The 23,110-nt window shown below is 68.9% G+C and carries 18 protein-coding genes and 3 tRNA genes; 8 read left to right on the top strand and 13 right to left on the bottom strand.

Going from position 1 to position 23,110, the window contains the following annotated elements; genetic code table 11:
* Positions 1-3: 3 nt before the first annotated feature.
* The gene (locus tag AC3FMM_RS08010; protein WP_115709585.1) at positions 4-855 is read right to left on the bottom strand and encodes a helix-turn-helix transcriptional regulator; all 852 of its coding nucleotides are present in this window, start codon (positions 853-855) and stop codon (positions 4-6) included.
* A gap of 203 nt (positions 856-1,058) precedes the next feature.
* Between AC3FMM_RS08010 and AC3FMM_RS08005 the strand changes: the two genes are divergently transcribed.
* From AC3FMM_RS08005 to AC3FMM_RS07995, 3 genes are all read left to right on the top strand, one after another.
* Positions 1,059-1,772, top strand: coding sequence for a VTT domain-containing protein (locus AC3FMM_RS08005; protein WP_240991265.1), 714 nt, complete (start codon positions 1,059-1,061; stop codon positions 1,770-1,772).
* A gap of 193 nt (positions 1,773-1,965) precedes the next feature.
* The gene (locus AC3FMM_RS08000; RefSeq protein ID WP_326346880.1) at positions 1,966-2,301 is read left to right on the top strand and encodes a helix-turn-helix transcriptional regulator; all 336 of its coding nucleotides are present in this window, start codon (positions 1,966-1,968) and stop codon (positions 2,299-2,301) included.
* A 2-nt stretch (positions 2,302-2,303) separates the two neighbouring features.
* Complete coding sequence (locus AC3FMM_RS07995) at positions 2,304-3,650, top strand: type II toxin-antitoxin system HipA family toxin (RefSeq protein ID WP_488686396.1); 1,347 nt, start codon at positions 2,304-2,306, stop codon at positions 3,648-3,650.
* Between the two features lie 48 nt (positions 3,651-3,698).
* Here the strand turns inward: AC3FMM_RS07995 and AC3FMM_RS07990 are convergent.
* From AC3FMM_RS07990 to AC3FMM_RS07980, 3 genes are all read right to left on the bottom strand, one after another.
* Positions 3,699-3,773: transfer RNA gene (locus AC3FMM_RS07990), tRNA-Thr, on the bottom strand.
* Positions 3,774-3,806: 33 nt separating this feature from the next.
* Positions 3,807-3,882, bottom strand: a tRNA-Gly gene (locus AC3FMM_RS07985).
* A 6-nt stretch (positions 3,883-3,888) separates the two neighbouring features.
* Positions 3,889-3,964, bottom strand: a tRNA-Asn gene (locus AC3FMM_RS07980).
* Between the two features lie 285 nt (positions 3,965-4,249).
* On the opposite strand from AC3FMM_RS07980, the gene AC3FMM_RS07975 reads away from it, so the two are divergent.
* Genes AC3FMM_RS07975 through AC3FMM_RS07960 form a run of 4 tightly spaced genes read left to right on the top strand, consistent with a single transcriptional unit; the run spans position 4,250 to position 9,477 of the window.
* A complete protein-coding gene (locus AC3FMM_RS07975; protein WP_488686395.1) occupies positions 4,250-6,412 on the top strand; it encodes an acetate--CoA ligase family protein in 2,163 nt (720 codons plus the stop codon).
* Positions 6,409-7,407, top strand: coding sequence for a tripartite tricarboxylate transporter substrate binding protein (locus tag AC3FMM_RS07970; RefSeq protein WP_488686394.1), 999 nt, complete (start codon positions 6,409-6,411; stop codon positions 7,405-7,407). The genes AC3FMM_RS07975 and AC3FMM_RS07970 overlap by 4 nt, the downstream gene beginning before the upstream one ends.
* Before the next feature lie 24 nt (positions 7,408-7,431).
* Positions 7,432-8,316 carry an SDR family oxidoreductase gene (locus tag AC3FMM_RS07965; protein WP_116312614.1) on the top strand — a complete coding sequence of 295 codons (885 nt, stop codon included), beginning with the start codon at positions 7,432-7,434 and terminating at the stop codon, positions 8,314-8,316.
* A 9-nt stretch (positions 8,317-8,325) separates the two neighbouring features.
* Positions 8,326-9,477, top strand: coding sequence for an acyl-CoA dehydrogenase family protein (locus AC3FMM_RS07960; RefSeq protein ID WP_488686393.1), 1,152 nt, complete (start codon positions 8,326-8,328; stop codon positions 9,475-9,477).
* A gap of 53 nt (positions 9,478-9,530) precedes the next feature.
* Here the strand turns inward: AC3FMM_RS07960 and AC3FMM_RS07955 are convergent, their stop codons facing one another.
* The 6 genes from AC3FMM_RS07955 to AC3FMM_RS07930 are packed head-to-tail and all read right to left on the bottom strand — an operon-like array spanning position 9,531 to position 18,111.
* On the bottom strand, positions 9,531-10,529 hold the full coding sequence (locus AC3FMM_RS07955; RefSeq protein WP_488686392.1) for a Bug family tripartite tricarboxylate transporter substrate binding protein: 999 nt from the start codon (positions 10,527-10,529) through the stop codon (positions 9,531-9,533).
* Between the two features lie 30 nt (positions 10,530-10,559).
* On the bottom strand, positions 10,560-12,377 hold the full coding sequence (locus AC3FMM_RS07950; RefSeq protein ID WP_414247455.1) for an acyclic terpene utilization AtuA family protein: 1,818 nt from the start codon (positions 12,375-12,377) through the stop codon (positions 10,560-10,562).
* Positions 12,374-14,377: an acetyl/propionyl/methylcrotonyl-CoA carboxylase subunit alpha gene (locus tag AC3FMM_RS07945; RefSeq protein ID WP_488686391.1), complete on the bottom strand. Its 2,004-nt coding sequence runs from the start codon at positions 14,375-14,377 to the stop codon at positions 12,374-12,376. The genes AC3FMM_RS07950 and AC3FMM_RS07945 overlap by 4 nt, the downstream gene beginning before the upstream one ends.
* A 43-nt stretch (positions 14,378-14,420) precedes the next feature.
* Positions 14,421-15,266, bottom strand: a complete 846-nt coding sequence (locus tag AC3FMM_RS07940; protein ID WP_473703549.1) for an enoyl-CoA hydratase/isomerase family protein — start codon at positions 15,264-15,266, stop codon at positions 14,421-14,423.
* A gap of 15 nt (positions 15,267-15,281) precedes the next feature.
* The gene (locus AC3FMM_RS07935) at positions 15,282-16,442 is read right to left on the bottom strand and encodes an acyl-CoA dehydrogenase family protein (protein WP_488686390.1); all 1,161 of its coding nucleotides are present in this window, start codon (positions 16,440-16,442) and stop codon (positions 15,282-15,284) included.
* 49 nt (positions 16,443-16,491) lie between these two features.
* Positions 16,492-18,111 (bottom strand): acyl-CoA carboxylase subunit beta, encoded by a 1,620-nt coding sequence (locus tag AC3FMM_RS07930; RefSeq protein WP_488686389.1) that lies wholly within the window; start codon positions 18,109-18,111, stop codon positions 16,492-16,494.
* A gap of 131 nt (positions 18,112-18,242) precedes the next feature.
* On the opposite strand from AC3FMM_RS07930, the gene AC3FMM_RS07925 reads away from it, so the two are divergent.
* The gene (locus tag AC3FMM_RS07925; RefSeq protein ID WP_488686388.1) at positions 18,243-18,989 is read left to right on the top strand and encodes an IclR family transcriptional regulator; all 747 of its coding nucleotides are present in this window, start codon (positions 18,243-18,245) and stop codon (positions 18,987-18,989) included.
* A gap of 46 nt (positions 18,990-19,035) precedes the next feature.
* On the opposite strand, the gene AC3FMM_RS07920 is transcribed toward AC3FMM_RS07925, so the two are convergent.
* The 3 genes from AC3FMM_RS07920 to AC3FMM_RS07910 form a co-directional block, all read right to left on the bottom strand.
* Positions 19,036-20,088 carry an alpha/beta fold hydrolase gene (locus tag AC3FMM_RS07920; protein WP_116312622.1) on the bottom strand — a complete coding sequence of 351 codons (1,053 nt, stop codon included), beginning with the start codon at positions 20,086-20,088 and terminating at the stop codon, positions 19,036-19,038.
* Positions 20,089-20,283: 195 nt separating this feature from the next.
* On the bottom strand, positions 20,284-21,201 hold the full coding sequence (locus AC3FMM_RS07915; RefSeq protein ID WP_488686387.1) for a transcriptional regulator: 918 nt from the start codon (positions 21,199-21,201) through the stop codon (positions 20,284-20,286).
* A 664-nt stretch (positions 21,202-21,865) separates the two neighbouring features.
* Complete coding sequence (locus tag AC3FMM_RS07910) at positions 21,866-22,987, bottom strand: hypothetical protein (protein ID WP_116312624.1); 1,122 nt, start codon at positions 22,985-22,987, stop codon at positions 21,866-21,868.
* Positions 22,988-23,110 lie beyond the last annotated feature (123 nt).

The following is a 23,110-nucleotide window of genomic DNA, read 5'->3' as shown; positions in this document are numbered from 1 at the left end:
CGCTCAGGCGGCCGTCCCTTGCGCGGGGGCGGCCGCCTGCAAGGTCCACAGCGGCGGCCATTGCGAAAACGGCGGGACGGTGTGGGCGATCGCCACTACGCCGTGCCGCCCGCCCGCGCCGACCTTGTCGTAGATCACGCGCGCATGCACCTTCACGGTGTCGACGCTGACGCCGAGGATGGTCGCGATGTCCTCGTTCGACTTGCCTTGCGCCAGCCATCCGCACACCTCGAGCTGGCGCGGCGTCAGGGTCGGAAATGCCAGCCGCAGGCGTTCGGCCGGCCCCAGCCTGGCGACGGTGCGCTGCTGCGCCTGGCGATAGCAGCGCAGCAAATGCGGGCGCAGCGCCTGCAGGCGGTCGCGGTCGCCGTCGCTGAACGGCGGGCTGCCGCTGACGCGAAGGCTCACCACGGTGACCACATAGCCCTCGTGCTCGAACACGATCGCCAGCAGCCGCCGCGCATTCGACGGCAGCAAGGCTTCCCGCGCCATCGGCAGCGCCATGAATTCGTCATCGCTGAAGAAATCCGATTCGCGCAAGGCGCGTTCGCCATAGAACGCGGGGTCGTACTGCCAGAACGGATGGGTGTGGCGGTGCCTGGCGAAGGCCTGCATGCCGCGCGCCCGCGCGCCGGGGTCGTCGTCCATCGAGACCAGCGCGCGGAACTCCTGGCTGCGATGGTGGAATTCGGCATAGGCGACGACGTCGCCGTCGGTAAGCCTGGCCACGCTGGGGAACAGCACTTCCGGCAGCGCGCGCAGGTCGGATTCGTGCTCGTACAGGGAGATCACTTCATCCCGGAATGCCTGCAGCTTCTTGTCCTCTGACGTCAGGGCGGTCGGTGAGGGGCGCATGCTTGCCTTTCGCCTGCGGCGGCACAAGGGTAACGACAAGAATGATGAAAATGCCAGACCGTCGGATTGTAGCGTGCCGCACGCGGAGGCGACATGCGGCGGCGCCACGCGAGTGCGCCGCAACCCGCCCGGCCTGTGGCGGCCACCCGGCGACTGCTCCGGTGCCGAAACTTTGCCCCCGGCCCCGCGTTCTAAATTTTCATATGCTGAGCAAATTGTCTGCCACATTGTCTGGGAAGCGGCACACCCTCCGGCACGCGCTCTGGTTCTGGCTGGCAGTCGGCACCTTGGCCGTGCTGGTGGTCGCGGTCGCGATGTCGCCCGCGTTCAAGGAACTGGTCGAACAGGCGGTTGGCTGGGCGCGCGAGATCATGGCACAGCACCCCGTCGCGGGGGCGCTGGTGTTCTTCGTGTTCTCGGCCGTTTCGGCGATGCTGGCCTTTGCCTCGAGCGTAGTGCTGGTGCCGGTGGCGAGCGAAGTATGGGGCAAGCCGCTGACGGTGCTGCTGCTGTGGGGCGGCTGGCTGGTGGGCGCGTGCGCGGCCTTCGGCATCGGCCGCCTGGCCGGTCCGCTGCTCGCCCGTATCGGCTACGCGGACAAGCTGGAGAAATACCGGGGCTATGTGTCGAAGCGGATGAAGTTCTGGGCGGTGCTGCTGTTCTGCATCGCGGTGCCTTCTGAGATCCCCGGCTACCTGTTCGGCACCATGCGCTACCCCTTCCTGAATTTCCTCGCGGCCATGGCCCTCGCCGAAGCCGGCTATGCGTTCGGCATCGTCGTCGCGGGCGAAAGCCTTGCCATCGACCGGCCCCTGCACTTCCTCGTCGCCGTCGGTGTCCTCGCAGTGGTGGCGGTCGCGGCCGGCCTGGCGCTGCGAGCGCGCAGGCAACGCTCGCGCCGCCTGCCCCAGCGCTGACCTGACTGGTATGCGGGGCGTTGGCGCCACCGCGGCCGCTTGGCTGCGCCCGGACCTCTCACAGGTTTTGCCCGGTAATCCACTAATACAGGTAATAGCCTGTTTTAAAAAATAACAGGTCAAAGCTTGTAAATACAGGAAACAGGCAATATCCTGTATCTGTCCGGCCGCCGGCCGGCTCCGGGACCGCGCCATGCCCTACGCCATCAAGACCGTCCACCAGTTGCGTCCGATTCTTCAGGGCTTCCGCAAGTCGCGCGGCATGACCCAGGCCGTGATGGCAGAGCACCTCGGGGTCACGCAGCAGACCTATGCCGAACTGGAAGCCAACCCCGCCGCCGTCAGCGTCGAACGCCTGCTGCGGGTGCTGCGCGTGCTCGGCGTCGAACTCGTGCTGTCGCAGGCGGACGCCGGCGCCACCGCGCAGCCCGCACCAGTCCGAGCCCAGGCCAAGCCCAGGGCGCCGGCAAACAAGACCGAGCAGCCGCCCCGCCCCGCGACTGGCCGGCGCGCGCGCGAGGACTGGTGACCATGGCGCGCGCGCGGCAAGGCAACCGCCTCGACCTGTGGATGAACGGCATCCCGGTCGGCCATTGGGAAACCGGGACCGGTGGTGACCGGCTGGCCTATCGCGAAGACTGGATCGCCGACCCGCAAGGACGCCCGCTGTCGCTGTCGCTGCCGTTCACACCTGGCAACCAGCCGCACCGCGGCCCCGCGGTGGCCAACTATTTCGACAACCTGCTGCCCGACAGCGATGTCATCCGGCGCCGCATCGCGGCGCGCTACCGGGCCGGCGGCACCGACGCCTTCGCGCTGCTGGACAAGGTGGGGCGCGACTGCGTCGGCGCCATCCAGATGCTGCCGCCCGGCGAAGCGCCCGAGGCACTGCAGACGGTCAGCGGCCGCGCGCTCACGGAAGACGAGATCGCGACGCTACTGCACGAAACCACGTCGGCGCCCGTGCTCGGCCATCGCGAGCCCATCGACGACCTGCGGCTGTCGATCGCCGGCGCGCAGGAGAAGACCGCGCTGCTGCGCTGGCGCGGACAATGGCAGCTGCCCCAGGGCAGCACGCCGACCACGCACATCTTCAAGCTGCCGCTCGGACTGGTGGGCAATATGCGCGCCGACATGCGCACCTCGGTCGAAAACGAATGGCTGTGCGCGCAGATCGTGGCTGCTTATGGCCTGCCGGTGGCGCAGTGCGAGATCGCCCGCTTTGCCGGCACCAAGGCGCTGGTGGTCGAACGCTTCGACCGCAGGCCGTCGAGTCGCGGCACCTGGCTGCTGCGCCTGCCGCAGGAAGACATGTGCCAGGCCACCGGGACCTCGGCCTTGCAGAAATACGAGTCCGACGGCGGACCCGGCATCCGGCAGATTGCCGAGATCCTGTCCGGCTCTCGCGCTGCCGCGAGCGACCGCCGGCATTTCTTCATGGCGCAGGTGGTGTTCTGGCTGCTGGCCGCAACCGACGGCCATGCCAAGAACTTCAGCATCAGCCACCTGCCGGGCAGCCAGTATGAGGCGACGCCGCTGTACGACGTGCTGTCGGCGCACCCGGTGATCGGCCGCGGCCGCAACCAGCTGGCGCCGCAGAAGGCGCGGCTGGCGATGGCGCTGCATGGCCGGAATACCCACTACGCCATCCATGAGATCCGCGCGCGACACTGGTTTGCACAGGGACAGCGCATCGGCTTTTCTCCGGCCGAGGTGGAGGCCATCCTGGACCACGTGACCGGGCAGACCGCGCAGGTCATCGACACAGTGGCCTCCGCATTGCCGGCGGACTTTCCGCTGGATGTGGCCGACGCGATCTTCGACGGCATGCGCCGGCACAACCGCAAGCTGTCGGCGCGGGCCGAGACGGACCTGTGAGCGCGGGCGGACGCCAGCGCAGGCATCGGGAACGAAACCGGAAGGAAGTGGTGCCCATGGGCAGGATCGAACTGCCGACCTCTCCCTTACCAAGGGAGTGCTCTACCACTGAGCCACATGGGCGGGTATTCCGGCGTGGGACCACGCGGAATCATCTGGAGCGGGAGACGAGTCTCGAACTCGCGACCTCAACCTTGGCAAGGTTGCGCTCTACCAACTGAGCTACTCCCGCGTACTTTGGCTCCCCGACCTGGGCTCGAACCAGGGACCTGCGGATTAACAGTCCGTCGCTCTACCGACTGAGCTATCGGGGAACATATCGCGTTTTCGGCGAAGCGCGGATTCTACATCAACGTTGGCGGATCTTGAAAGGGGGCAATGACAAAAATCCGCAGAACGTGGTTTGAACGGTGCGCCTGGCGACGGCCCTGCTCTCCAGGGAACCGACATCCTGCAACAGGCGGTTGCAGTGGCACCCGTTGCCAGCCGATCCAGAACTTGTGCACATTGTGCACACCGAGCGTCCGTTCGCTTGTCCCCATCCAACCGATACGCTTGAATCGGGTCACCCTTCCGCCAGAGGAAGGATGGAGACAACGATGCCTATTTCCAACAGGGCGCGGCCACCGGTACGCGCTGGCCGCACCGCACTGGCGCAGCTGCTTGAGCCCGCCTCGATCGCCATCGTCGGCGCTTCGCGCGATACCAGCCGCATCGGCGGCGTGGCGCTGGACCACCTGCAGCGCCTCGGCTACCAGGGGCAGGTTTATCCGGTCAATCCGCGCTATGCGGAGATCGCCGGGCTGGCCTGCTATCCCGATGTGGAATCCCTGCCGGCGGTGCCGGACGTGGCGGTGCTGGCGCTCGGCGCCGACGAAGTGCTCCCGCAGCTGCAGCGCTGCCATGCCCGCGGCATCCGGGCCGCCATCCTCTATGCGTCGGGCTTTGCCGAGGCCGGCGAAGCCGGCGTCGCGCGCCAGGCCGCGCTGACCGCCTTTGCGCGCGCAAGCGGCATGGCCATCGCCGGGCCCAACTGCATGGGGCTGGCCAACCTGACCACCCGCGCCATCACCGCCTTTGCCACCACCTTCCGCGCCTACCCGCCGCAGGACGGCCCCGGCGCGGTCAGCCTGCTGACGCAGAGCGGCAATGTGTGCGCCATCGTCTATGCCACCGGCAGGCAGATGGACGTGGGCTTCCACCAGTTCATCAATACCGGCAACGAAGCCTGCCTGGACTATGCCGACTATCTCGGCTACCTCACCGACGATGCCCAGACCGGCGCCGTGGTCGGCTATGTCGAGGGCCTGCGCAACGGACCGCGGTTTATCGACGCCGCGGCGCGGATGCGCGCGGCGGACAAGCCGCTGATCGTGCTGAAGGCCGGCGAAAGCGCGGCCGGTTCGGCCGCGACCCAGTCGCACACCGCCGTGCTGGCCGGCAACCAGGCCATCTACCGCGCTGCCTTCGCACAGGTCGGTGCGATGCAGGCCAGCGACCCGACCCACCTGACCGACCTGGCCTACCTGTCGGGCTTCCGCCAGCGCAGCGCCGGCCGCCGCGTGGTGGTGGCCTCAGTGTCGGGCGCGATGGGTGCGCTCTCCGCCGACCTGCTCAGCGCCGCCGGCCTGGACGTGCCGTGTCTGCCGGGGCCGGTACAGCAGCGCCTGCAGGCCGCCGTGCCGGAGATCGGCTCGGTGGCAAACCCGGTCGACCTGACCGGCCAGTTGTTCAACCGCAGTGGCCTGGCGCACGCAGTGCTAGACCAGCTGGCGGCGTTCGACGGCGTCGACGTGATCTTCCTGTATGCCACCGCCTACCTGCTCGACCGCGTGGCGGATGAACTGATCGACGTGGCGGGCAAGACCGGCCGGCTGATCGTCGTCGCGACCACCGGCGAGCCGGCCAGCCGCGCCCGGCTGGCGGCGGCCGGCGTGGCGCTGTTCCCGGACGTGGCGCGCGCCGCCAAGGCGTTGGGCACGTATGTCGACTGGCTCGGCACGCAGGCCCGGACCGCGCACTGGGTCGGGCTGCGCGCGCGCGCCACCGATCATCCGCGGGCCGCAGAACTGCCCGCCGCCGCGCTGGACGAGTATCAGGCCAAGCACTGGCTCGCAGGCTACGGCGTGCCGATCGGCGCGGAAGCGGTCGCGGCCACTCCCGCCGATGCCGCACGCGCCGCCGCGAGCCTCGGCTTCCCGGTGGCGGTCAAGGTGCTCAGTCCCGATATCGCCCACAAGACCGAGGTCGGCGGTGTGCGGCTGGGATTGCGCGATGCACAGCAGGTGCACGACGCCGCCGCGGAAGTAATTGCCGCAGCCACGCAGGCCAGGCCGGAGGCGCGGCAGCGCGGCGTGCTGGTGCAGCAGATGGCCAGCGGCGTGTGCGAGCTGATCGTCGGCGTGACGCGCGACCCGGTGTTCGGCCCGGCCATGACGGTCGGCCTGGGCGGGATTTTCACCGAGGTTTTCCACGACGTGGCGCACCGCTTGCTGCCGGTGGACCGCGCCATGGCGCGCGAGATGCTCGCCGGCCTGCGCGGCTACCGGCTGATGACCGGCTTTCGCGGCAAGCCCGCAGCGGACATCGACGCAGCCGCGGACGCGATTGCCGCGCTGTCCGACGCCGCGATGGCGCTCGGCGACTCGCTCGCTGAAATGGAAGTGAATCCCCTGCTGGTGCGCGAAGCCGGCCGCGGTGCGGTCGCGCTGGACGCGCTGGTGCTGACGCAGCAGCCGAACCACGACGGAGAGCGGCTATGACAGACGACACCATCGACACCCGCCGGCGCGACACGCTGGCGCTGCTGGGCCTGGGCGCGCTGGCGCCGCTGGGAACCCTTGCTTCCGGCGCGGCGCAGGCGGCCGATTTCCCCGCGCGCCCGGTCACGCTGATCGTGCCCTTCGCGGCCGGCGGCGCCACCGATACGCTGGTGCGCACGCTGGCCGACAGCGCCGGCAAGACGCTGGGCCAGCCCGTCGTCGTCGAGAACAAGCCCGGCGCAGCCGGCGTGCTGGGCGCCAATGCGGTCGCACGCGCCAGGCCCGACGGCTACACCCTCACCGTGATCCCGGAGCCGGTGTTCCGGCTGCCGCACCTGCAGAAGACGCAATACGACCCGCTGCGCGACTTCACCTACGTGATCCACCTGACCGGCTACACGCTGGGCGTGGCGGCGCGCGCCGACGCGCCGTGGAAGTCGTGGCAGGAGATGGTGGACGATGCACGGCGCCGTCCGGGCAAGATCAGCTACGGCAGCACCGGCACCAACGGCACCATGCACGTGACCATGGAAGAGATCGGGCAGAAGCTCGGCGTCCAGTTCAACCATGTCCCCTACAAGGGCGAGTCCGAGATCATCGCCGCGCTGATGGGCGGGCATATCGACCTGGGCGTCACGGCCGGCGGCATCGGCCCGTATGTCGACAGCGCCAAGGCGCGCTGGCTGGTGCTCTGGACCGCCGAGCATTCGCGCCGCTGGCCGCGCGTGCCGACGCTGCGCGATGTCGGCGTCGACATCGTGTCCACCTCGCCGTTCGGCATCGCCGGTCCGCGCGACATGGACGCGCAGGCCGTGCAGCTGCTGCACGACGCCTTCCGCAAGGCGCTCAACGAGCCGGCGATGCAGAAGCTGCTGGAGCGGCTCGACCAGGAGAACGCCTACCTGAGCAGCGCCGACTACGCCGCCTTCGCGCACCATCGCTACGAAAGCCAGGGCAAGCTGGTCAAGCGCCTGGGCCTGGCCGCCAACCCTTGATTGACGCCTGATCCCGGAGCCCGCATGCAATATCGATCCGTCTTCCACGCCGGCCTGTTCGCCGGCCGTACCGTGCTGGTCACCGGCGCCGGCAGTGGCATCGGCCGCTGCACCGCGCACGAGCTGGCCAGCCTGGGCGCGCGCGTGGCCCTTGCTGGACGCAAGCTGGAAAAGCTGGAACAGGTCCGCGAGGAAATCATCGGCGCCGAGCCGGACGCCGCAGACCGGCTGACGCTGCACAGCTGCGATATCCGCGACGAGGCGCAGGTGCGCGAGACCGTGGCCGCGGTGCTGGCCGCGCACGGCAGCATCGACGGCCTCTTCAACAACGCCGGCGGCCAGTTCCCGTCGCCGCTGCGCGATATCAGCCTGAAGGGCTGGGAAGCCGTGGTGCGCAACAACCTGACCGGCGGCTTCCTGGTGGCGCGCGAGTGCTTCACGCAATGGATGGAAGCCAACGGCGGCGCCATCGTCAACATCATCGCCGACATGTGGAACGGCATGCCGGGCATGGGCCATTCCGGCGCGGCGCGCGCGGGCATGCTGTCGTTCACCGAGACGGCGGCGTGCGAATGGGCCGCCGCCGGCGTTCGGGTCAACGCCGTGGCGCCGGGATGGATCGCCTCCAGCGGCTTTGACACCTACCCGCCCGAATTCCAGGCCAAGATCCGCCAGCTGGCGCGCAAGGTGCCGCTGCAGCGCCTGGGCACCGAGGCCGAGGTCTCCGCCGCGGTGGTGTTCCTGCTGTCGCCGGCGGCGGCCTTCATCACCGGCTCGACCCTGCGCGTCGATGGCGGCGTGCCCAACGCCAGGCACACCTGGGCGCAGCCCCAACACCAGCGCTCGCAGCCGTACAACGGCTTCCCGCTCTACACGCTGCCGCAATGCCTGACGCCGTCCAACGAGTAAGCGAACACCATGACTCTGCAACCACCCAACCCGCGCTACTACAGCGCGGACCATGAAGCGTTCCGGGCCAGCGTGCGGCGCTTCTTTGAAAAGGAAGTCGCGCCCAATGCCGAGGCCTGGGACGAGGCCGGCAGCTTCCCGCGCGAGCTGTACCGCACGGCCGCGGAAGCCGGCCTGCTGGCGCCCGGTTTTCCCGAGGAATACGGCGGCGCGCCGTGCGACGCCTTCTACCGCATGATCCTGTTCGAGGAGCGCGCCTGGGGCGGCTCGGGCGGCATCGCCTCGGGGCTGTTCTCGCACACCATCGGCGCGCCGCCGATCGCCGCGGTGGGCAGCGAGGCGCTGAAGGCGCGCGTGCTCCCGCAGATCCTGTCGGGCGAGAAGATCTCCGCGCTGGCGATCACCGAGCCCGATGCCGGCTCCGACGTGGCCCGGCTGTCGACCAGTGCGCGCCGCGAGGGCGGCCACTACATCGTCAACGGTACCAAGCTCTATATCACCTCCGGCATGCGCGCGGATTACTTCACCGTGGCCGTGCGCACCGGCGGCCCGGGTGCGGGCGGCGTTTCGCTGCTGCTGATCGAGGGAGACACGCCTGGCCTGAGCCGCACGCCGCTGAAGAAGATGGGCTGGTGGGCATCCGATACCGCGCAGCTGTTCTTCGAGGACTGCCGCGTGCCCGTGGAAAACCTGGTCGGCGAGGAAGGCAAGGGCTTTGCCGCCATCACCCGCAACTTCAACCACGAGCGCCTGGCGCTGGCGGCGGCAGCCTGCGGCTATGCCCAGGTCTGCTTCCACGACGCGCTGACGTGGGCGCGCGACCGCCATACCTTCGGCAAGCGGCTGGCCGACCACCAGGTGGTGCGCCACCAGCTGGTCGACATGGCCACGCGCATCGAATCCACGCGCGCCCTGCTCGACGACCTCGCCGCGCGCCTGGACGACGGCGCGGCGCCAGTGGCGCAGATCGCAATGGCGAAGAACATCGCCACGCGGACCTTCCAGTTCTGCGCGGACCGCGCGGTGCAATTGCTCGGGGGGATGGGCTATATGCGCGGCAGCCGCGTGGAGCGGCTGTATCGCGAGGTCAAGGTGATGATGATCGGCGGCGGGGCCGAGGAAATCATGAAGGACCTGGCGGCCAGGCAACTGGGGCTCTAAGCGCGTCGCGCCCGCGGTTCCAGCCGCGGGCGCTTTCCCAACACAACTCCTGCTTATTCCAGCTTCACCCCGCTCTTCTTCACCACCTCGCCCCAGCGCACCGCTTCCGTCCTGATAAAGGACTGGAACTGCTCGGGCTTGCCGCCGACCGGATCGATGCCGTAGTCGATCAGCCGCGCGCGCACGTCCGGCTGCCGCAGCACCGCATCCATGTCAGCCGACAGCTTTGCCAGCACCGCCGGCGGCGTCCTGGCCGGTGCCAGCAAGCCGATCCAGCTGCCCGCCGTCACCGCCGGGAAGCCGGCCTCGGCCATGGTCGGCACGTCCGGCGCGGCCGGCCAGCGCGTCGGGCTGGTAATCGCCAGCGCACGCACCTTGCCCGCCTTCACCTGCGGCATCATGGTCTGCACCGAATCGAAAATCACCGCGACCTGCCCCGAGAACAGGTCGGGCAACGCGGGCGAGATACCCTTGTACGGCACGTGCGTCATCTTCATGCCGACCGCCTGCGCGAACAGTTCGCCCGCCAGGTGCGCGCCGGAGCCGGTGCCGCTCGATGCAAAGGTCATCTTGTCCGGATTGGCCTTGCCCCAGCCCACCAGCTCCTTGACGGTAGTCGGCGGCAGCTGCGCGCTGCCGACCAGCAGCAGCGGGATCCGGCCGATCATGCTGACGCCGGTCAGGTCCTTGACCGGGTCATAGCTCATCTTGCCGTACAGGCTCGGGTTGATCGCGTGCGCGGCGACCACGACCAGTAGCGAATAGCCGTCCGGCGCCGATCTGGCGACGTTTTCCGAGCCGATCATGCCGTTGGCGCCGGCACGGTTCTCCACCACCACCGGCTGGCCGATGCGCTCGGACAGCTTCTGCATGACCAGCCGCGTCACGGCGTCGGACACGCCGCCAGGCGTATACGGCACCACCACGCGCAGCGGCCGGTTCGGATAGGCGTCGCCCTGCGCCAGGGCCGGGATGGCGCCGGCAAGGCTGCCGGCGAGCAGGCCCAGCGTCAGCAGGCGGCGGACGCGGGCGTTGCGCTTGGATCGGGTCATGGGTCTCCTCCTTGTCAGGGTTGGCCGGGTCTATGCCCAGCTGTGCGGTACGGAAAGCGGGAAATCGAGCAGCATCTGCGCATAGCTCTTGCCCAGCGGGTCGGAGCGCAGGCTGGCCACGCCGCCGCCGCCCAGCGCGCCATGCATCAGGAAGTTCAGCGCATGCAGGCCGGGCACGTCGAAGCGCTCGACCTCCCCCTCGACCAGGTGGGCAAAGTACGCGCGCACGGCCTGCGGCGTCAGCTGTTCGCGCAGCAGGGCCAGGTATTCGGGCTTGCGCGCGATCACGCCGATGTTCTCGTCGTCGCCCTTGTCGCCGCTGCGGGCGTAGGCCAGCGCGACCAGCGGGCGTTGCACGCGCGCCTCGTCGGGCACCGGCGGCAGCGCCGGGCCATCGACCGCGGCGGGCACCTCAGGTGCGCCGCTGGTTGCCGCATTCGGCAGCCTGATCACGCCACCCTCGAACTCCACCCGCATCGGCACGTCCGCCTTGGGCACCAGGAAGGAAAACACCTTCACCACCGGCTGGATATCGACGCGCCCCGCAAAGGACGAGCGCGTGCCGGCCGCCATCGACGTCCCCGCCGACGAGCATTCGCGCTGCAGGAAGCTCAGGCCCCGCGCCTGCGGATGGCGCGCGCCGATGCGCAGCACCACCTCGCGCGTCGGCAACTCGCGCGCATGGGCGCCGTATTGCGATTCGCAGCCCAGCAACTCGACCACGGTCTCGGTGTAATCGGGCATGCCGCGCTCGGCCAGCATGGCGCGGGTGCGCGCCAGCAGCGCCTCGGCGGTGCGGCGGGCCTTGGCCGGGGCATCGATGCCGCGGATCGCCATCATCAGGCTGATCTGGAAGCCGTCCTGCCAGGTGGCGTTGCCCTTGTAGTGGGTGCCGGGCGCCCGGCCGCGCGCGCCAGCCACGCGCACGCGGCCCGGCTCGACCAGCTCGGCATGCACCATGCGGAAGTCGCAGGTCACGTCCGGCATCAGGTAGCTGGCGGGGTCGCCCACCTCGTACAGCACCTGCTCTGCGACCGCGGCGGGGTCGACCAGCCCGCCGGTGCCCTCCGGCTTGCTCAGCTCGAAGCTGCCGTCGTGCGCGCAGTCGATCACCGGGTAGCCCATCCGCTCCCAGCCGGGCACGCGCTCCCAGTCGGTGAACAACCCGCCGGTGGCCTGCGCGCCGCACTCGATCACGTGGCCTGCCAGCGTGCCGGCGGCAAGGCGGTCCCAGTCGGTCCAGTCCCAGCAGAATTCATGCGCCAGCACCCCGACCACCACGGCGCTGTCGACGCAGCGGCCGGCGATGACGATATCGGCGCCCAGCGCCAGCGCGCGGGCAATGCATTGCGCGCCGGTGTAGGCATTGGCCGACCACGGCTCGGTGGTCGGCACGGGGGCGCCGGCAAGGTCGGTCAGTCCGTCGGCGCACCATTGCGCAAAGCGCGGCTGCACGTCGTCGCCGGTGACCACGGCGATGCGCGGATGCAGGCCCTGCTGCGCGGCCACCCTGAGCAGCGCGTCGCGGCAGGCTCCCGGGTTCAGGCCGCCGGCATTGGCGACCACGCGGACACCGCGCCGCAGGATTTCGGCAAGGTTGGGACCCATCGCCGCCTGCACGAAATCGGTGGCATAGCCCAATGCAGGGTCCTTGGCGCGGGCGCGCGCCAGGATCGACATGGTGGTCTCGGCCAGGTAGTCGTAGACCAGGTACTGCAGGCCGGGCACGGTCAGCAACTGCGGCGTGGCGATCGCGGAGTCGCCCCAGAAGCCAGAGGCGCCGCCGATGCGAACGGTCTTGCCGGCGTGGGTCACGGTATTTGCCGCGGTATTTGCCAGTTCGCTCATGCCGGCTCCTTCGCCGCCACGCCGGCTTCGACGCGGGCCAGCAGTGACCCGGCGCTGGCCTGCCCGCCGGCGCGCGCGGCCAGTTCAGCGACCACCCCGGCAAACGGCGCGGCGATGGTGTGCTCCATCTTCATGGCCTCCAGCACCACCAGCGGCTGGCCGGCTTCCACGCGCTCGCCCTCGCCCACATGGACCGCGACGATGCGCGCCGTCAGCGGCGCCTGCAGGACCCCGTCGGCCTCGCCGGCATCGCGGCGGCGGCGCGGGTCGTGCAGCGGGAACTGCCAGGCGCGGCCTGCCTGGAACAGGTGCAGCGTCTGCTTGTCCCCGGCGAACACCAGCGGATGGGCCACGCCGTCGCACTCGACCAGGGCCGTGCCGCTGTCGCCGTCCGCGCGCAGCACGCGCAGCATGCAGGCAACCGCTTCCTGGTCATCATCGCGCTGGCGCAGCATCACTTGCCAGCCGTCGACGGCGACGCGCAAGGTGGCCTCCCACGCCGTGCCGGCCGCGTACAGCACCACGCTGGCGGCGGCCCGTGCGAGCGTGGCCGGCTTGCCGCTGTCGCCGAGCAGCCCGGACGCCGCCAGAGCGGCGCTGGCCATCACGTGCGGCGGCGGCAGCGGCGCCTGCAGCGCGCCCTGCATATGCGCATCGACAAACCCAGTGTGCACGTCATTGCCCGCAAAGGCCGGATGCGCGAGGCAGTCGGCCAGGAAACCCTGGTTGCTGGGCACGCCCAGCAACGCGCAGTCTTCTACCGCGCGCAGCAGCTTGCGGCGCGCTTGCTCGCGGTCGGCGCCGTGCGCGACCAGCTTGGCCACCATCGAGTCGTAATGCGTGGGGATGGTGCCGCCCTCTTCCAGCGCATGGTCGACGCGCACGTCGCGGCCGGCGGCGGGCGGGCGCCAGCGCAGCAGCGGGCCGCCCTGCGGCAGGAAGCCGGCGGGCACGTCTTCGGCGGTCAGGCGGACCTCGATGGCGTGGCCGTCGAGTTTCACCTGGTCCTGCGTCACCGGCAGCGGCTCGCCCGCCGCCACGCGCAACTGCCATTCGACCAGGTCGAAACCGGTGATGGCCTCGGTCACCGCATGTTCGACCTGCAGGCGTGTGTTCATCTCCATGAAGTAGAAGTTGCCGTCGGCATCGAGCAGGAACTCCATGGTGCCGGCGCCGACGTAGCCGATCGACCGCGCAGCGCGAACCGCGGCTGCGCCCATGCGCGCGCGCAGCGCCGGGCTGACCGCCGGCGACGGCGCTTCTTCGATGACTTTCTGGTGGCGGCGCTGCACCGAACAGTCGCGCTCGCCCAGATGGATGACCTGGCCCTGCGTATCGGCAAAGACCTGGATCTCCACGTGGCGCGGCGCGATCACGGCGCGCTCCAGGATCAGTTCGTCGGAGCCGAACGCGGCCGCGGCCTCGGAACGCGCGCTGGCCAGCGCGATGGGCAGCGCCGCCGCCTCGCGCACCAGCCGCATGCCCCGCCCGCCGCCGCCCGCCGCCGCTTTCACCATCAGCGGAAAACCGATCGTGCCGGCTTCGGCCAGCAGCGTGGCGTCGTCCTGCGCAGCGCCCTGGTAGCCCGGCACGCAGGGCATGTCGGCGGCCAGCATCAGGCGCTTGGCCTCGGCCTTGTTGCCCATGGCGCGGATGGCCCCGGCAGGCGGGCCGACGAAGACCAGCCCCGCTTCAGCGACAGCTTCGGCAAAGCCCGCGTTCTCGGCCAGGAAGCCGTAGCCGGGATGGATCGCATCGGCGCCGCTGGCACGTGCGGCCTCGATGATGGCGGGGATGTTCAGGTACGAGTCTCGCGGCGCGGCGGCGCCGATGCAGACCGCGCGATCCGCGAACGACACGTGCGGGCTGTGGCGGTCGGCCTCGGAGTAGACGGCCACGGTGGCCAGCCCGAGGCGGCGCGCGGTGCGCATGATGCGCACCGCGATCTCGCCGCGGTTGGCGACGAGCAGCGTATGGAAGGGTCGGCTGGTTGCAGACATGGGGGAATCCTTTGAATGACCGGAAATTGGCTGGCGGCAGCCCTCAGCTTGGCGACTGCGCGGCGCGCACGGCATCGGCATCGAAGCGCACGGTCCAGCTTGCGTCGCGCTTTTCGCGGAAGGCCGCCACGCCTTCCGCGCCCTCGCTGCGCATGCATTGCGCGAACAGGCGCGAGGCGTCATCCAGCAGCGGCCCCGCCGGCTCCTGGCCGCAGCGGCTGACCAGCGTCTTGAACACACGATTGGCGTTGGGTCCGCAGCGGCCGATGCGCGTCAGCCATTCGGCGACCAGCGCGTCCAGCCCGGCGCTGTCGGCGGCCAGCTGGTCGACCAGCCCGATCGCCACCGCCGCCTCGCCGCTGATGCGCTCGCCGGTCAGCCCGAGGCGGCGCGTGGCCGCCGCGCCGATGCGCTGCACCACGAACGGCGCGATCTGCGCGGCAATGATGCCGAGGGTGGTTTCCGACAGCGCGAAGCGCGCGTCGCGCGTGGCCAGCACGATGTCGGCGCCGCACGCCAGGCCCATGCCGCCGCCCATCGCCGCGCCATCCACGGCGGCGATGACCGGCACCGGCAGCGCGCCCAGCCGTTGCATGAAATAGCCGAACTGCCGGTTGCGCGTGGCGACCGGGTCGTCCCGGCCGGGATCGGCAGCGAGCCGCGCCTGGAAGTTGCCGACATTGCCGCCGGCGCTGAAGATGTTGCCGGCACCGCGCAGCACCAGCGCGCGTACCTCGGCGTCGGTCTCGGCCTGTTCGATCGCCGCCGCCAGCGCTGACACGACTTCCGGCGCCAGCGCATTGCGCGTGGCCGGGATATTGAGGGTGGTGAACAGCACGCCGCCGGCGCGGCGCACGATCACGGGTTCGGTTTGCGAATGCTCGGTCATGGCGCTTCCTGCCTGTCAGCCGCGCGACATCAGGCCCATCTGCTTGGCGATCACCTGAAGCATCACTTCATCCGCCCCGCCGCCGATCGAACCCAGCCGGAAATCGCGGTACGCGCGCGAGGCATGGTTGTCCCACGTGTAGCCCATGCCGCCCTGGAACTGCATGCACCAGTCGGCCACCTCGCGCGACAGCCGCCCGGCCTTGAGCTTGGCCATCGACGCCAGCTCGACCACGTCGCCCCCGGCGATATAGGTCTGCGTGGCCAGGTAGACCAGCGCGCGCAGCGCTTCCATCTCGGTCTTCAGCTCGGCCAGCTTGAACTGGATGAACTGGTTGTCCAGCAGCGGCTTGCCGAAGGCGATGCGCTGGCGCAGGTACTCGGCGGTTTCCTCGATCAGCGCGGTGCAGGCGAGCCGGCGCGCCGCGCCGTTCAGCCGCTCTTCCTGGAACTGCTTCATCTGGTAGATAAAGCCCATGCCCTCCTCGCCGATGCGGTTGCGTACCGGCACGCGCACTTCGTCAAAGAAGATCTGCGCGGTGTCCGAGCACCACATGCCGAACTTCCTGATCTTCTGCACTTCCACGCCGCGCACGCGCTTGCCGTCTTCCCTGATCGGCACCACGATCAGCGATTTGTTCTTGTGCACGGGCCCGTCGGAGGTGTTGCACAGCAGGCAGATCCAGTCCGACTGGGTACCGTTGGTGATCCACATCTTCGAGCCGGAGATGACATAGTCGTCGCCGTCGCGCACCGCGCGCGTCTTGAGCGAGGCCACGTCGGAGCCCGCGCCCGCCTCGGACACGCCGATCGAGCACACCATGTCGCCGGCGATCGCGGGCGCCAGGTAGTTGCGCTTCAGCTCATCGGAGCCGAGCGCGGTCAACGCCGGCGTGGCCATGTCGGTCTGCACGCCCACGCCCATGCCGACGCCTTGTGCGCGCGCATACCCAAGCGCCTCCGCGGCGGCAACGGCATAGGAGAAGTCGAGCCCCATGCCGCCGTACTCCACCGGCTTGGTGATGCCGAGGAAGCCGAGGCTGCCCATCTTCTTGAACAGCTCGTGCGCCGGAAATACCTCGGCGGCTTCCCATTCGTCGACGAAGGGATCGATCTCCGCCGAGACGAAGCGGCGGATGCTGTCCATGATGTTGCGATGGTCTTCGGTGTAAAGCATGCTGGTCTCCTGGATTTCGTTGTGTTGTGCTTGTCTGGGACGGCGGCGCTCAGAAGCGCCCGACGCCGAACTGGATCGGATGCGGCTGGCGCAGCGCCGCCTCGCGCGTGGTGGCCAGCACGAAGGCGAGCACCGCACGCGTGTCGCGCGGATCGATCACGCCGTCGTCCAGCAGCAGCCCGCTGGTGACGAAGGCGCTCGCCTGCCGCTCGAAGTTGGCGACGATCTCGGCGGTCTGGCCGGCCAGCTGCGCCTCGTCGACCGGCTTGCCCTTGCGCGCCGCCTGCTGGCGCGCGACGATCTCCAGCGTCATGGCGGCCTGCTCGCCGCCCATCACCGCGGTGCGTGCGTTCGGCCACGAGAAGCAGAAGCGCGGCCGGAAGCCCCGCCCGCACATGCCGAAGTTGCCAGCGCCGAACGAGGCGCCACAGTACAGCGTAATCTGCGGCACCCTGGAATTGGACAGCGCCTGGATCATCTTGGAGCCGTGCTTGATCATGCCGGCCTCTTCCGAGGCGCGCCCGACGATAAAGCCGGTGGTGTTCTGCAGGAACACGATCGGCGTGCCGGACTGGTTGCACAGCTGGATGAATTGCGCGGCCTTGGTAGCGCCGGCCGGGTCGATCGGGCCGTTGTTGGTGATGAAGCCCACCGCATTGCCTTCGATGCGGGCATGGCCGCACACCGTGCCGGGGCCGTAGTCGGGCTTGAATGGCAGCCACGCCGAATCGTCGACGATGCGCGCGATCACCTCGCGCATGTCGACCGGGCGCTTCATGTCGAGCGTCATGACGCCGTCGAGCTCGGCCGCATCCAGCCGCGGCGCACGCGCCGGCCGTGCCGGCTGGGACTCCACCGTGGGCCAGTCCAGGCTGGCGACGATATCGCGCGCGGTGGCGATGGCGTGTTCGTCGTCTTCCGCAAGGTATTCAGCCAGTCCGGTGGCCGTGGCGTGCAGGTCGGCGCCGCCCAGTTCCTCGTCGGTGGCGACCTCGCCGGTGGCGGCCTTCAGCAGCGGCGGGCCGGCCAGGAAGGCGCGGGCGCGGTTGCGCACCATCACCACGTAGTCGGACAGGCCGGGCATGTAGGCCCCGCCCGCCGTGGACGAGCCGTGCACGACCGTGATCACCGGCAACCCCGCCGCAGACAGCCGCGCCAGGTTGTAGAAGATGGCGCCGCCGCGCACGAACTTGTCGACGCGATACTTGCGCAGGTTGGCGCCGGCCGACTCCACCAGGTGGATGAAGGGCAGCCGGTTTTCCAGCGCGATTTCCTGGCAGCGCACCAGCTTCATGTTGCCGGCCTCGGTCATGGCGCCGGCATCGATGCCGGAATCGGTGGCAAGCACCATGCAGCGCACCCCGCACACGAAGCCGATGCCGGCCACCAGCGAGCCGCCGGGCACCGAGGTCTGCGGATCGGGATCGTCCATGCAGAAGCCCGCCAGCGTGGACAGGGGCAGGAATGGCGCGCCCGGGTCGAGCAGGCGGCCGACGCGCTCGCGCGGCAGCAGCGCGCCACGTTTTGCAAAGGCGGGCCGCGAACGCTCGGACGCGGCCACGGCGCGCTGCTCCAGGCAGTGCAGGCGGTCGATCAGTGCCTGCATGCCGGCGCGCTGGCCGGCGAAGGCGTCGGAGGACGGGTCAATGCGGGATTCGATGGGGATCATGGCGCGTGCCTGTGGTTCCGTGATGGATGGATTGCAAACCACGGCGCACCGCGCGACAACCGCAATCGCCCAGACTGTGCATAATGTGCACAATCTGCCGAACCAGCCCGGCGCCACCGGCGCATCCAGCCATGCCACCCAAAGCCCCTGCCCCTGGCGGCGTCCAGAGCCTGGCGCGCGCCTTCACCCTGCTGCAGTTGCTGGCCGAACACCATGACACCGGCCTGGCGCTGCCCGACCTTGCCGCCATGGCCGGCATCGACCGCACCACTGCCCACCGCATGGCGCGCTTCCTGGAAGCCGGCGCGTATATCGAGCGCGAATCGGCCGGCAAGCGCTATCACCTCGGTACCGCGGCGATGGCGCTCGGCCTGCGCGCAATGAACCGGCCGCCGCCCAGCAGCGCCCTCGTCAGCAAGATGAAGGCACTGGCGCGGCTGACCGGCGACGCGGTCTTCCTGATCGTGCGCATCGGCGATCATGGGCATTGCCTGCATACCGAGGAAGGCAGCCACCGCATCAAGACCTTCCACATGCTGACCGGCACCTCGCGCCTGCTGGGCCAGGGCACCGGCAGCATGGCGCTGCTGGCCAAGATGGACAACGACGCGGTCCGCGCGCATTACGAACGGCACCGCGCCGAATACGAGTCGGGCGGCCTGAGCCTGCTCAAACTGATGCGAGGCGTCGAGCGCAGCCGCAAGCAGGGCTACGCGCTGGCCGGCGCGGAAGGCGTGGCGGGCGTGGGCTACGCCCTGCCGCTGGCGATGGGCGCGGATGTGGCCATCAGCATCGTCTCGACGGCGTCGCGGATGTCCGCCGCGCGCCGGCATGAAATGGGCGGGATCATGCTGGCGATGTTCGCCCGGCAAGGGTGAAGCGGCGCATACGCCCGAGCCCTCCGCTGCGCAAGACCCGCGGGCATCAACGGCTGTCGACGTCCAGTACCGCCTGCGCAAACGCTACCGGCGCTTCCTGCGGCGGATTGTGGCCGATCCCGCCGCTCAGCTGTCGGTGCTCGTAGCGCCCGGTGAACTTGCTCGCATACGAAGCGGGCTTCGGATGCGGCGCGCCGTTGGCGTCGCCCTCGATGGTGATGGTGGGCACGCCGATGGCAGGTGCCGTGGCCAGCCGCTGCTCGATCGCGTCGAAGCGGGCCTCGCCGGCGGCCAGGCCCTGGCGCCAGCGGTAATTGTGGATGGTGATGGCGACGTGGTCGGGGTTGTCGAGCGCCGCGGCGCTGCGCGCGAAGGTGGCGTCATCGAAGTCCCACTTCGGCGACGCCAGTTTCCAGATCAGTTTGGCGAACTGGTGGGTGTATTGCTGGTAGCCAGCCTGTCCGCGATCGGTGGCGAAATAGAACTGGTACCACCACTGCAACTCGGCTTCCGGTGCCAGCGGCTGCCGGCCGGCGGCCTGGCTGCCGATCAGGTAGCCGCTGACCGACACCAGTGCCCGCACCCGCTGCGGCCACAGCGCGGCCATGATGTCGGCGGTACGCGCGCCCCAGTCGAAGCCCGCCACCACGGCGTTCTGGATCTTGAGCGCATCCATCAGCGCGATCATGTCGGTGGCGATCGCAGAAGGCTGGCCGTTGCGCAGGGTGTCGGCCGACAGGAAGGTGGTCGAGCCATAGCCGCGCAGGTAAGGCACGATCACCCGATAGCCGCGCGCGGCCAGCAGCGGTGCCACGTCCGCGAAACTGTGGATGTCATAGGGCCAGCCGTGCAGCAGCAGGGCCACCGGCCCGTCGGCCGGGCCGGCCTCGGCGTAGCCGACGTTGAGCACGCCGGCGTCGACCTGCCGGATCGAAGCAAAGCGCGTATGCGTGCCCGGCGTGATGGCGGGCAAGGCGCCGGCCCCCGACACGCCGGCCTGTGCGCGCGCCGCGCGCGGCAGGCCCAGCGAACCGGCCGCCAGCGTCACCGCGGCAGCACCCAGAAAGCCCCGACGGGGCAGGTTGATGGCGTTCGACATGTTGTTCTCCTGTATGCGTGGTGTGAGTCCGGACGCAAGTCTAGGAGGCCGACGCAAGCGGCATGTGTCTGAAACCGGGGCCTTGTGTATCGCCGTGTATCCGGACCGTGACGTCCTATACGGCGATACAAAAAGGCGATGCCCAACGGGCGCTATCCAGCGGCGATACAAAGCGCCGGCCGCTGCCGGGCAGCGCTAGGCGTAGCTCTCGAACTTCCCCGTCGTGGCGGGTTCGCTCCAGCCAAGGCCCGGGCGGATGCGATGCCCCAGATCGTGACCGGCGACCTCGACAGGCGGCACGGCATACCGCTCCGGCTGGCGCTCCGGCCGGGCCGGTGCCTGCTGCGCCTCCAGTTCGAGACAGTGCTTGAAGTCGCTTGCTGCCAGGCGCGCGCCGATGAACTTGCCGAACGCATCGAGCTGGACCTGCGAGGTCATGCCGGCGCTGCCGCCGATGGCCGGACAGATGATCCACGTCGTTTCGCCGCGGGTGAACAGGTGCAGCCGCCTGGCCTGGTCCGCCGGCCGCAGCGCATGCTCTTCGCCCGCGATGCCCTCCAGCGAGAACGCTTCGAGGTATTCGTCGGTATGGCGGTGGCTCAGGCAGATGACCACCTTCGGCCGCCAGCGCTCGCAGGTCCTGGCGATAAAGCGGAAGCGTTCACCCTGCCGGCACAACGTGACATAGCGCTTCTGCGGAATCAGTTCCGGCTGGCCGCGGAACGCCTTGGACCACGTGGTTCTGCCGTCGACATGGGCGGGCAGCGGAAACAGGCTCAGCCTGAATTCTGCGCCGGCCGGCGAGTAGAGATGGCTCCAGTAGTAATGTTCCCAGTCGTTGTCGCCGAGCCGCACCCCAAGCGCCTCGGCCCGCGCGGCGGCCATGATGCGCGCCACGCACTGGTGGCCGAACCACCTGGCCATGTCTTGTCGATGTTGTTGGCGGTAAACGGCGTCCCAGGCCGGTGGTGCCAGCTGCGGATTAAGCGGCGCGACGATAGGCTCCGACCACGCCGGGCTTCGGTCGCATATCCAGACCGCAGCCCTTGGATTGCCGCCCTCCATTCCGACGTAGGAGGCAAAATACCGGTCCAGTTCCTGACGCGTGAACATCCGTGAATGCTGCATGTTATCCCTTGCTGCTTAGTGGGACCCCCAATATTTAATGCCGCAACATGCCGCCGCCGCGATGGGCGTACGTACTGCCGTGGTCATAAGCAAATTCTTTTTAGGCAGGGAAATAGACGGACGCGCGATGCCCCTCCCCCGAGCGGCATGCATCCATCGGTTTTTATAATGTCCTGAACTGCCCGCTTGCGTGATGGGAACAGGCGTGTCCCGGCGCGCGGCCGCCGTGGCAGGCGGTCCGGTGGCGGGAATCTCGGGAGCCACTGCTGGCCCCCGACTAGACGCATTACGTCCGTGCGGATTTAAACAGGCCGAAGCATATTCATTATTTTACTTCCCCCAGAAAATACAAAAAATTACAAATGTTTCAAACCTGGCCGAGGTGTCGCGCACCGGATAAACCACCCGCCGCTCACCAAACGCACCATGCCGGTGCCGGCTCGACTGATATTGGACTCTATGGCCCTTTCTCGATTGAGATGATTTTATCCAATGACCCTGGATATAGGAATTTCAATCTTCTAAGGTCTGAAATAAGCGATCTGCTGCGGCGCAATATATTTTGGGTGCGATTTTCCATCCCCTCGACGGAGGGGATAAAAAACAGCTGACGGATTAACGGAACCGGGCGGTGCCGCCCGGGTGCGGGTCAGAACCCGGAAAACCGGATGCCGATCGAGCCGTAACCGTAGTAGCGGTCCAGCTTGCCGGCAGTGGTCGCGTTGTAGAGGAACGGGATGGTGCCGACGAAGTTGTACAGGGAGGCCTGCCCGCGCAGGAACACCTCCACGTTCTTGGCCACCCCGTACGACAGTTCAAGCCCCAGCGTATGGTTGGACTTGATCGGCGCGTTGCCATAGGTCTCGGCGCGGCTGTCGACATTGCTGCGCAGCAGGTACTGGAACTGGTAGCCCAGGCGCGCCGCGAAGCGGTCGTATTTCCAGCGCCAGGATGCGCCCAGGTTCAGGTAGCCGGCGGTGTAGTTGAAATCGTCGTTGAAATCCAGCCCGAACTGGCTGGCGTTGACGGAGAACGAGGCCGACTGCAGCGTGACGTTGCCCACGTTGCAGGGCGCCGCCAGCTGGCCATTGGCGAGATTGTCCGAGCCGATGGCAACATTGAAATTGCAGTTGCCGCGCTGCAGCCGGGTATTGAGGCTGCCGACCGTGACGCGGCTGATGCCGAGCCCGACAAAGCCGGTGAGCTGGTTGCGCTCGCTCAGCTCGCCGGAGAAGATCACGTCGGCCTGGGCCTGGACATCATTGGCGTTGTTCACGGTGAGGCTGTTGAACGTGGTGTTGCGCACCATCACCGGCGACGAGCGGTTCAGGCTGCCGGCGTGGTCGCCCCACAGCGAGAAACGCAGCATGATGCGATCGCGCGCGCCGGCCTCGGCCAGCGGGTCATAGTGCATCGCCACCATCCAGGTATCGATGTGGTTGCGGTCCTGCCCGTACTCGATGCCGCGGCGCCAGTAGGTGGCCGATCCCGACCAGTGCGGCGAGAACTTGTAGCCCAGCATCAGCTTGCCGCCGCGGTAGTCGCCCGCGTTGTCCGACACCGGGCCCTGGCGCCCGCGCAGGTTGAACACATCCACGCTGCGGTTGACCATGTCGTAGCTGGCCTCCACCCGCACCGAGCTGAACTCGCCGGTGGCTGGCTCGGCTTGCATGAACACATCATCCGGGGCGGCGCTGGCGGTACCGACGGCACCCAGCCCCAGCATCAGGGCGCAGGCCTGGTCCAGCCGGCGCTTTCGAAGCAGCTGCATAGGAAACTCCGAGGCCACTGGGCGAGCCTCATGCGCGGCGCGTTCCGCGGAAGCGGCCGGCGCAGACACAACATGACCCGGTCATCGTGGGCGCGACGCATGCCACACGCACCGCGCGTCCGG

Source organism: Cupriavidus sp. 207A1 (assembly GCF_057798955.1).
This window is presented reverse-complemented; position numbering and strand designations above follow the sequence as displayed.

Excerpts from the sequence above, each read along its gene's own strand:
- AC3FMM_RS07940 (WP_473703549.1), bottom strand. The coding sequence starts at position 15,266 with ATGACCGAGCATTCGCAAACCGAACCCGTGATCGTGCGCCGCGCCGGC.
- AC3FMM_RS07910 (WP_116312624.1), bottom strand. The coding sequence starts at position 22,987 with ATGCAGCTGCTTCGAAAGCGCCGGCTGGACCAGGCCTGCGCCCTGATG.
- AC3FMM_RS07920 (WP_116312622.1), bottom strand. The coding sequence starts at position 20,088 with ATGTCGAACGCCATCAACCTGCCCCGTCGGGGCTTTCTGGGTGCTGCC.
- AC3FMM_RS07950 (WP_414247455.1), bottom strand. The coding sequence starts at position 12,377 with ATGAGCGAACTGGCAAATACCGCGGCAAATACCGTGACCCACGCCGGC.
- AC3FMM_RS08005 (WP_240991265.1), top strand. The coding sequence starts at position 1,059 with ATGCTGAGCAAATTGTCTGCCACATTGTCTGGGAAGCGGCACACCCTC.
- AC3FMM_RS07965 (WP_116312614.1), top strand. The coding sequence starts at position 7,432 with ATGCAATATCGATCCGTCTTCCACGCCGGCCTGTTCGCCGGCCGTACC.
- AC3FMM_RS07960 (WP_488686393.1), top strand. The coding sequence starts at position 8,326 with ATGACTCTGCAACCACCCAACCCGCGCTACTACAGCGCGGACCATGAA.
- AC3FMM_RS08000 (WP_326346880.1), top strand. The coding sequence starts at position 1,966 with ATGCCCTACGCCATCAAGACCGTCCACCAGTTGCGTCCGATTCTTCAG.
- AC3FMM_RS07930 (WP_488686389.1), bottom strand. The coding sequence starts at position 18,111 with ATGATCCCCATCGAATCCCGCATTGACCCGTCCTCCGACGCCTTCGCC.
- AC3FMM_RS07995 (WP_488686396.1), top strand. The coding sequence starts at position 2,304 with ATGGCGCGCGCGCGGCAAGGCAACCGCCTCGACCTGTGGATGAACGGC.
- AC3FMM_RS07955 (WP_488686392.1), bottom strand. The coding sequence starts at position 10,529 with ATGACCCGATCCAAGCGCAACGCCCGCGTCCGCCGCCTGCTGACGCTG.
- AC3FMM_RS07945 (WP_488686391.1), bottom strand. The coding sequence starts at position 14,377 with ATGTCTGCAACCAGCCGACCCTTCCATACGCTGCTCGTCGCCAACCGC.
- AC3FMM_RS07915 (WP_488686387.1), bottom strand. The coding sequence starts at position 21,201 with ATGTTCACGCGTCAGGAACTGGACCGGTATTTTGCCTCCTACGTCGGA.
- AC3FMM_RS07975 (WP_488686395.1), top strand. The coding sequence starts at position 4,250 with ATGCCTATTTCCAACAGGGCGCGGCCACCGGTACGCGCTGGCCGCACC.
- AC3FMM_RS07925 (WP_488686388.1), top strand. The coding sequence starts at position 18,243 with ATGCCACCCAAAGCCCCTGCCCCTGGCGGCGTCCAGAGCCTGGCGCGC.
- AC3FMM_RS07935 (WP_488686390.1), bottom strand. The coding sequence starts at position 16,442 with ATGCTTTACACCGAAGACCATCGCAACATCATGGACAGCATCCGCCGC.
- AC3FMM_RS07970 (WP_488686394.1), top strand. The coding sequence starts at position 6,409 with ATGACAGACGACACCATCGACACCCGCCGGCGCGACACGCTGGCGCTG.
- AC3FMM_RS08010 (WP_115709585.1), bottom strand. The coding sequence starts at position 855 with ATGCGCCCCTCACCGACCGCCCTGACGTCAGAGGACAAGAAGCTGCAG.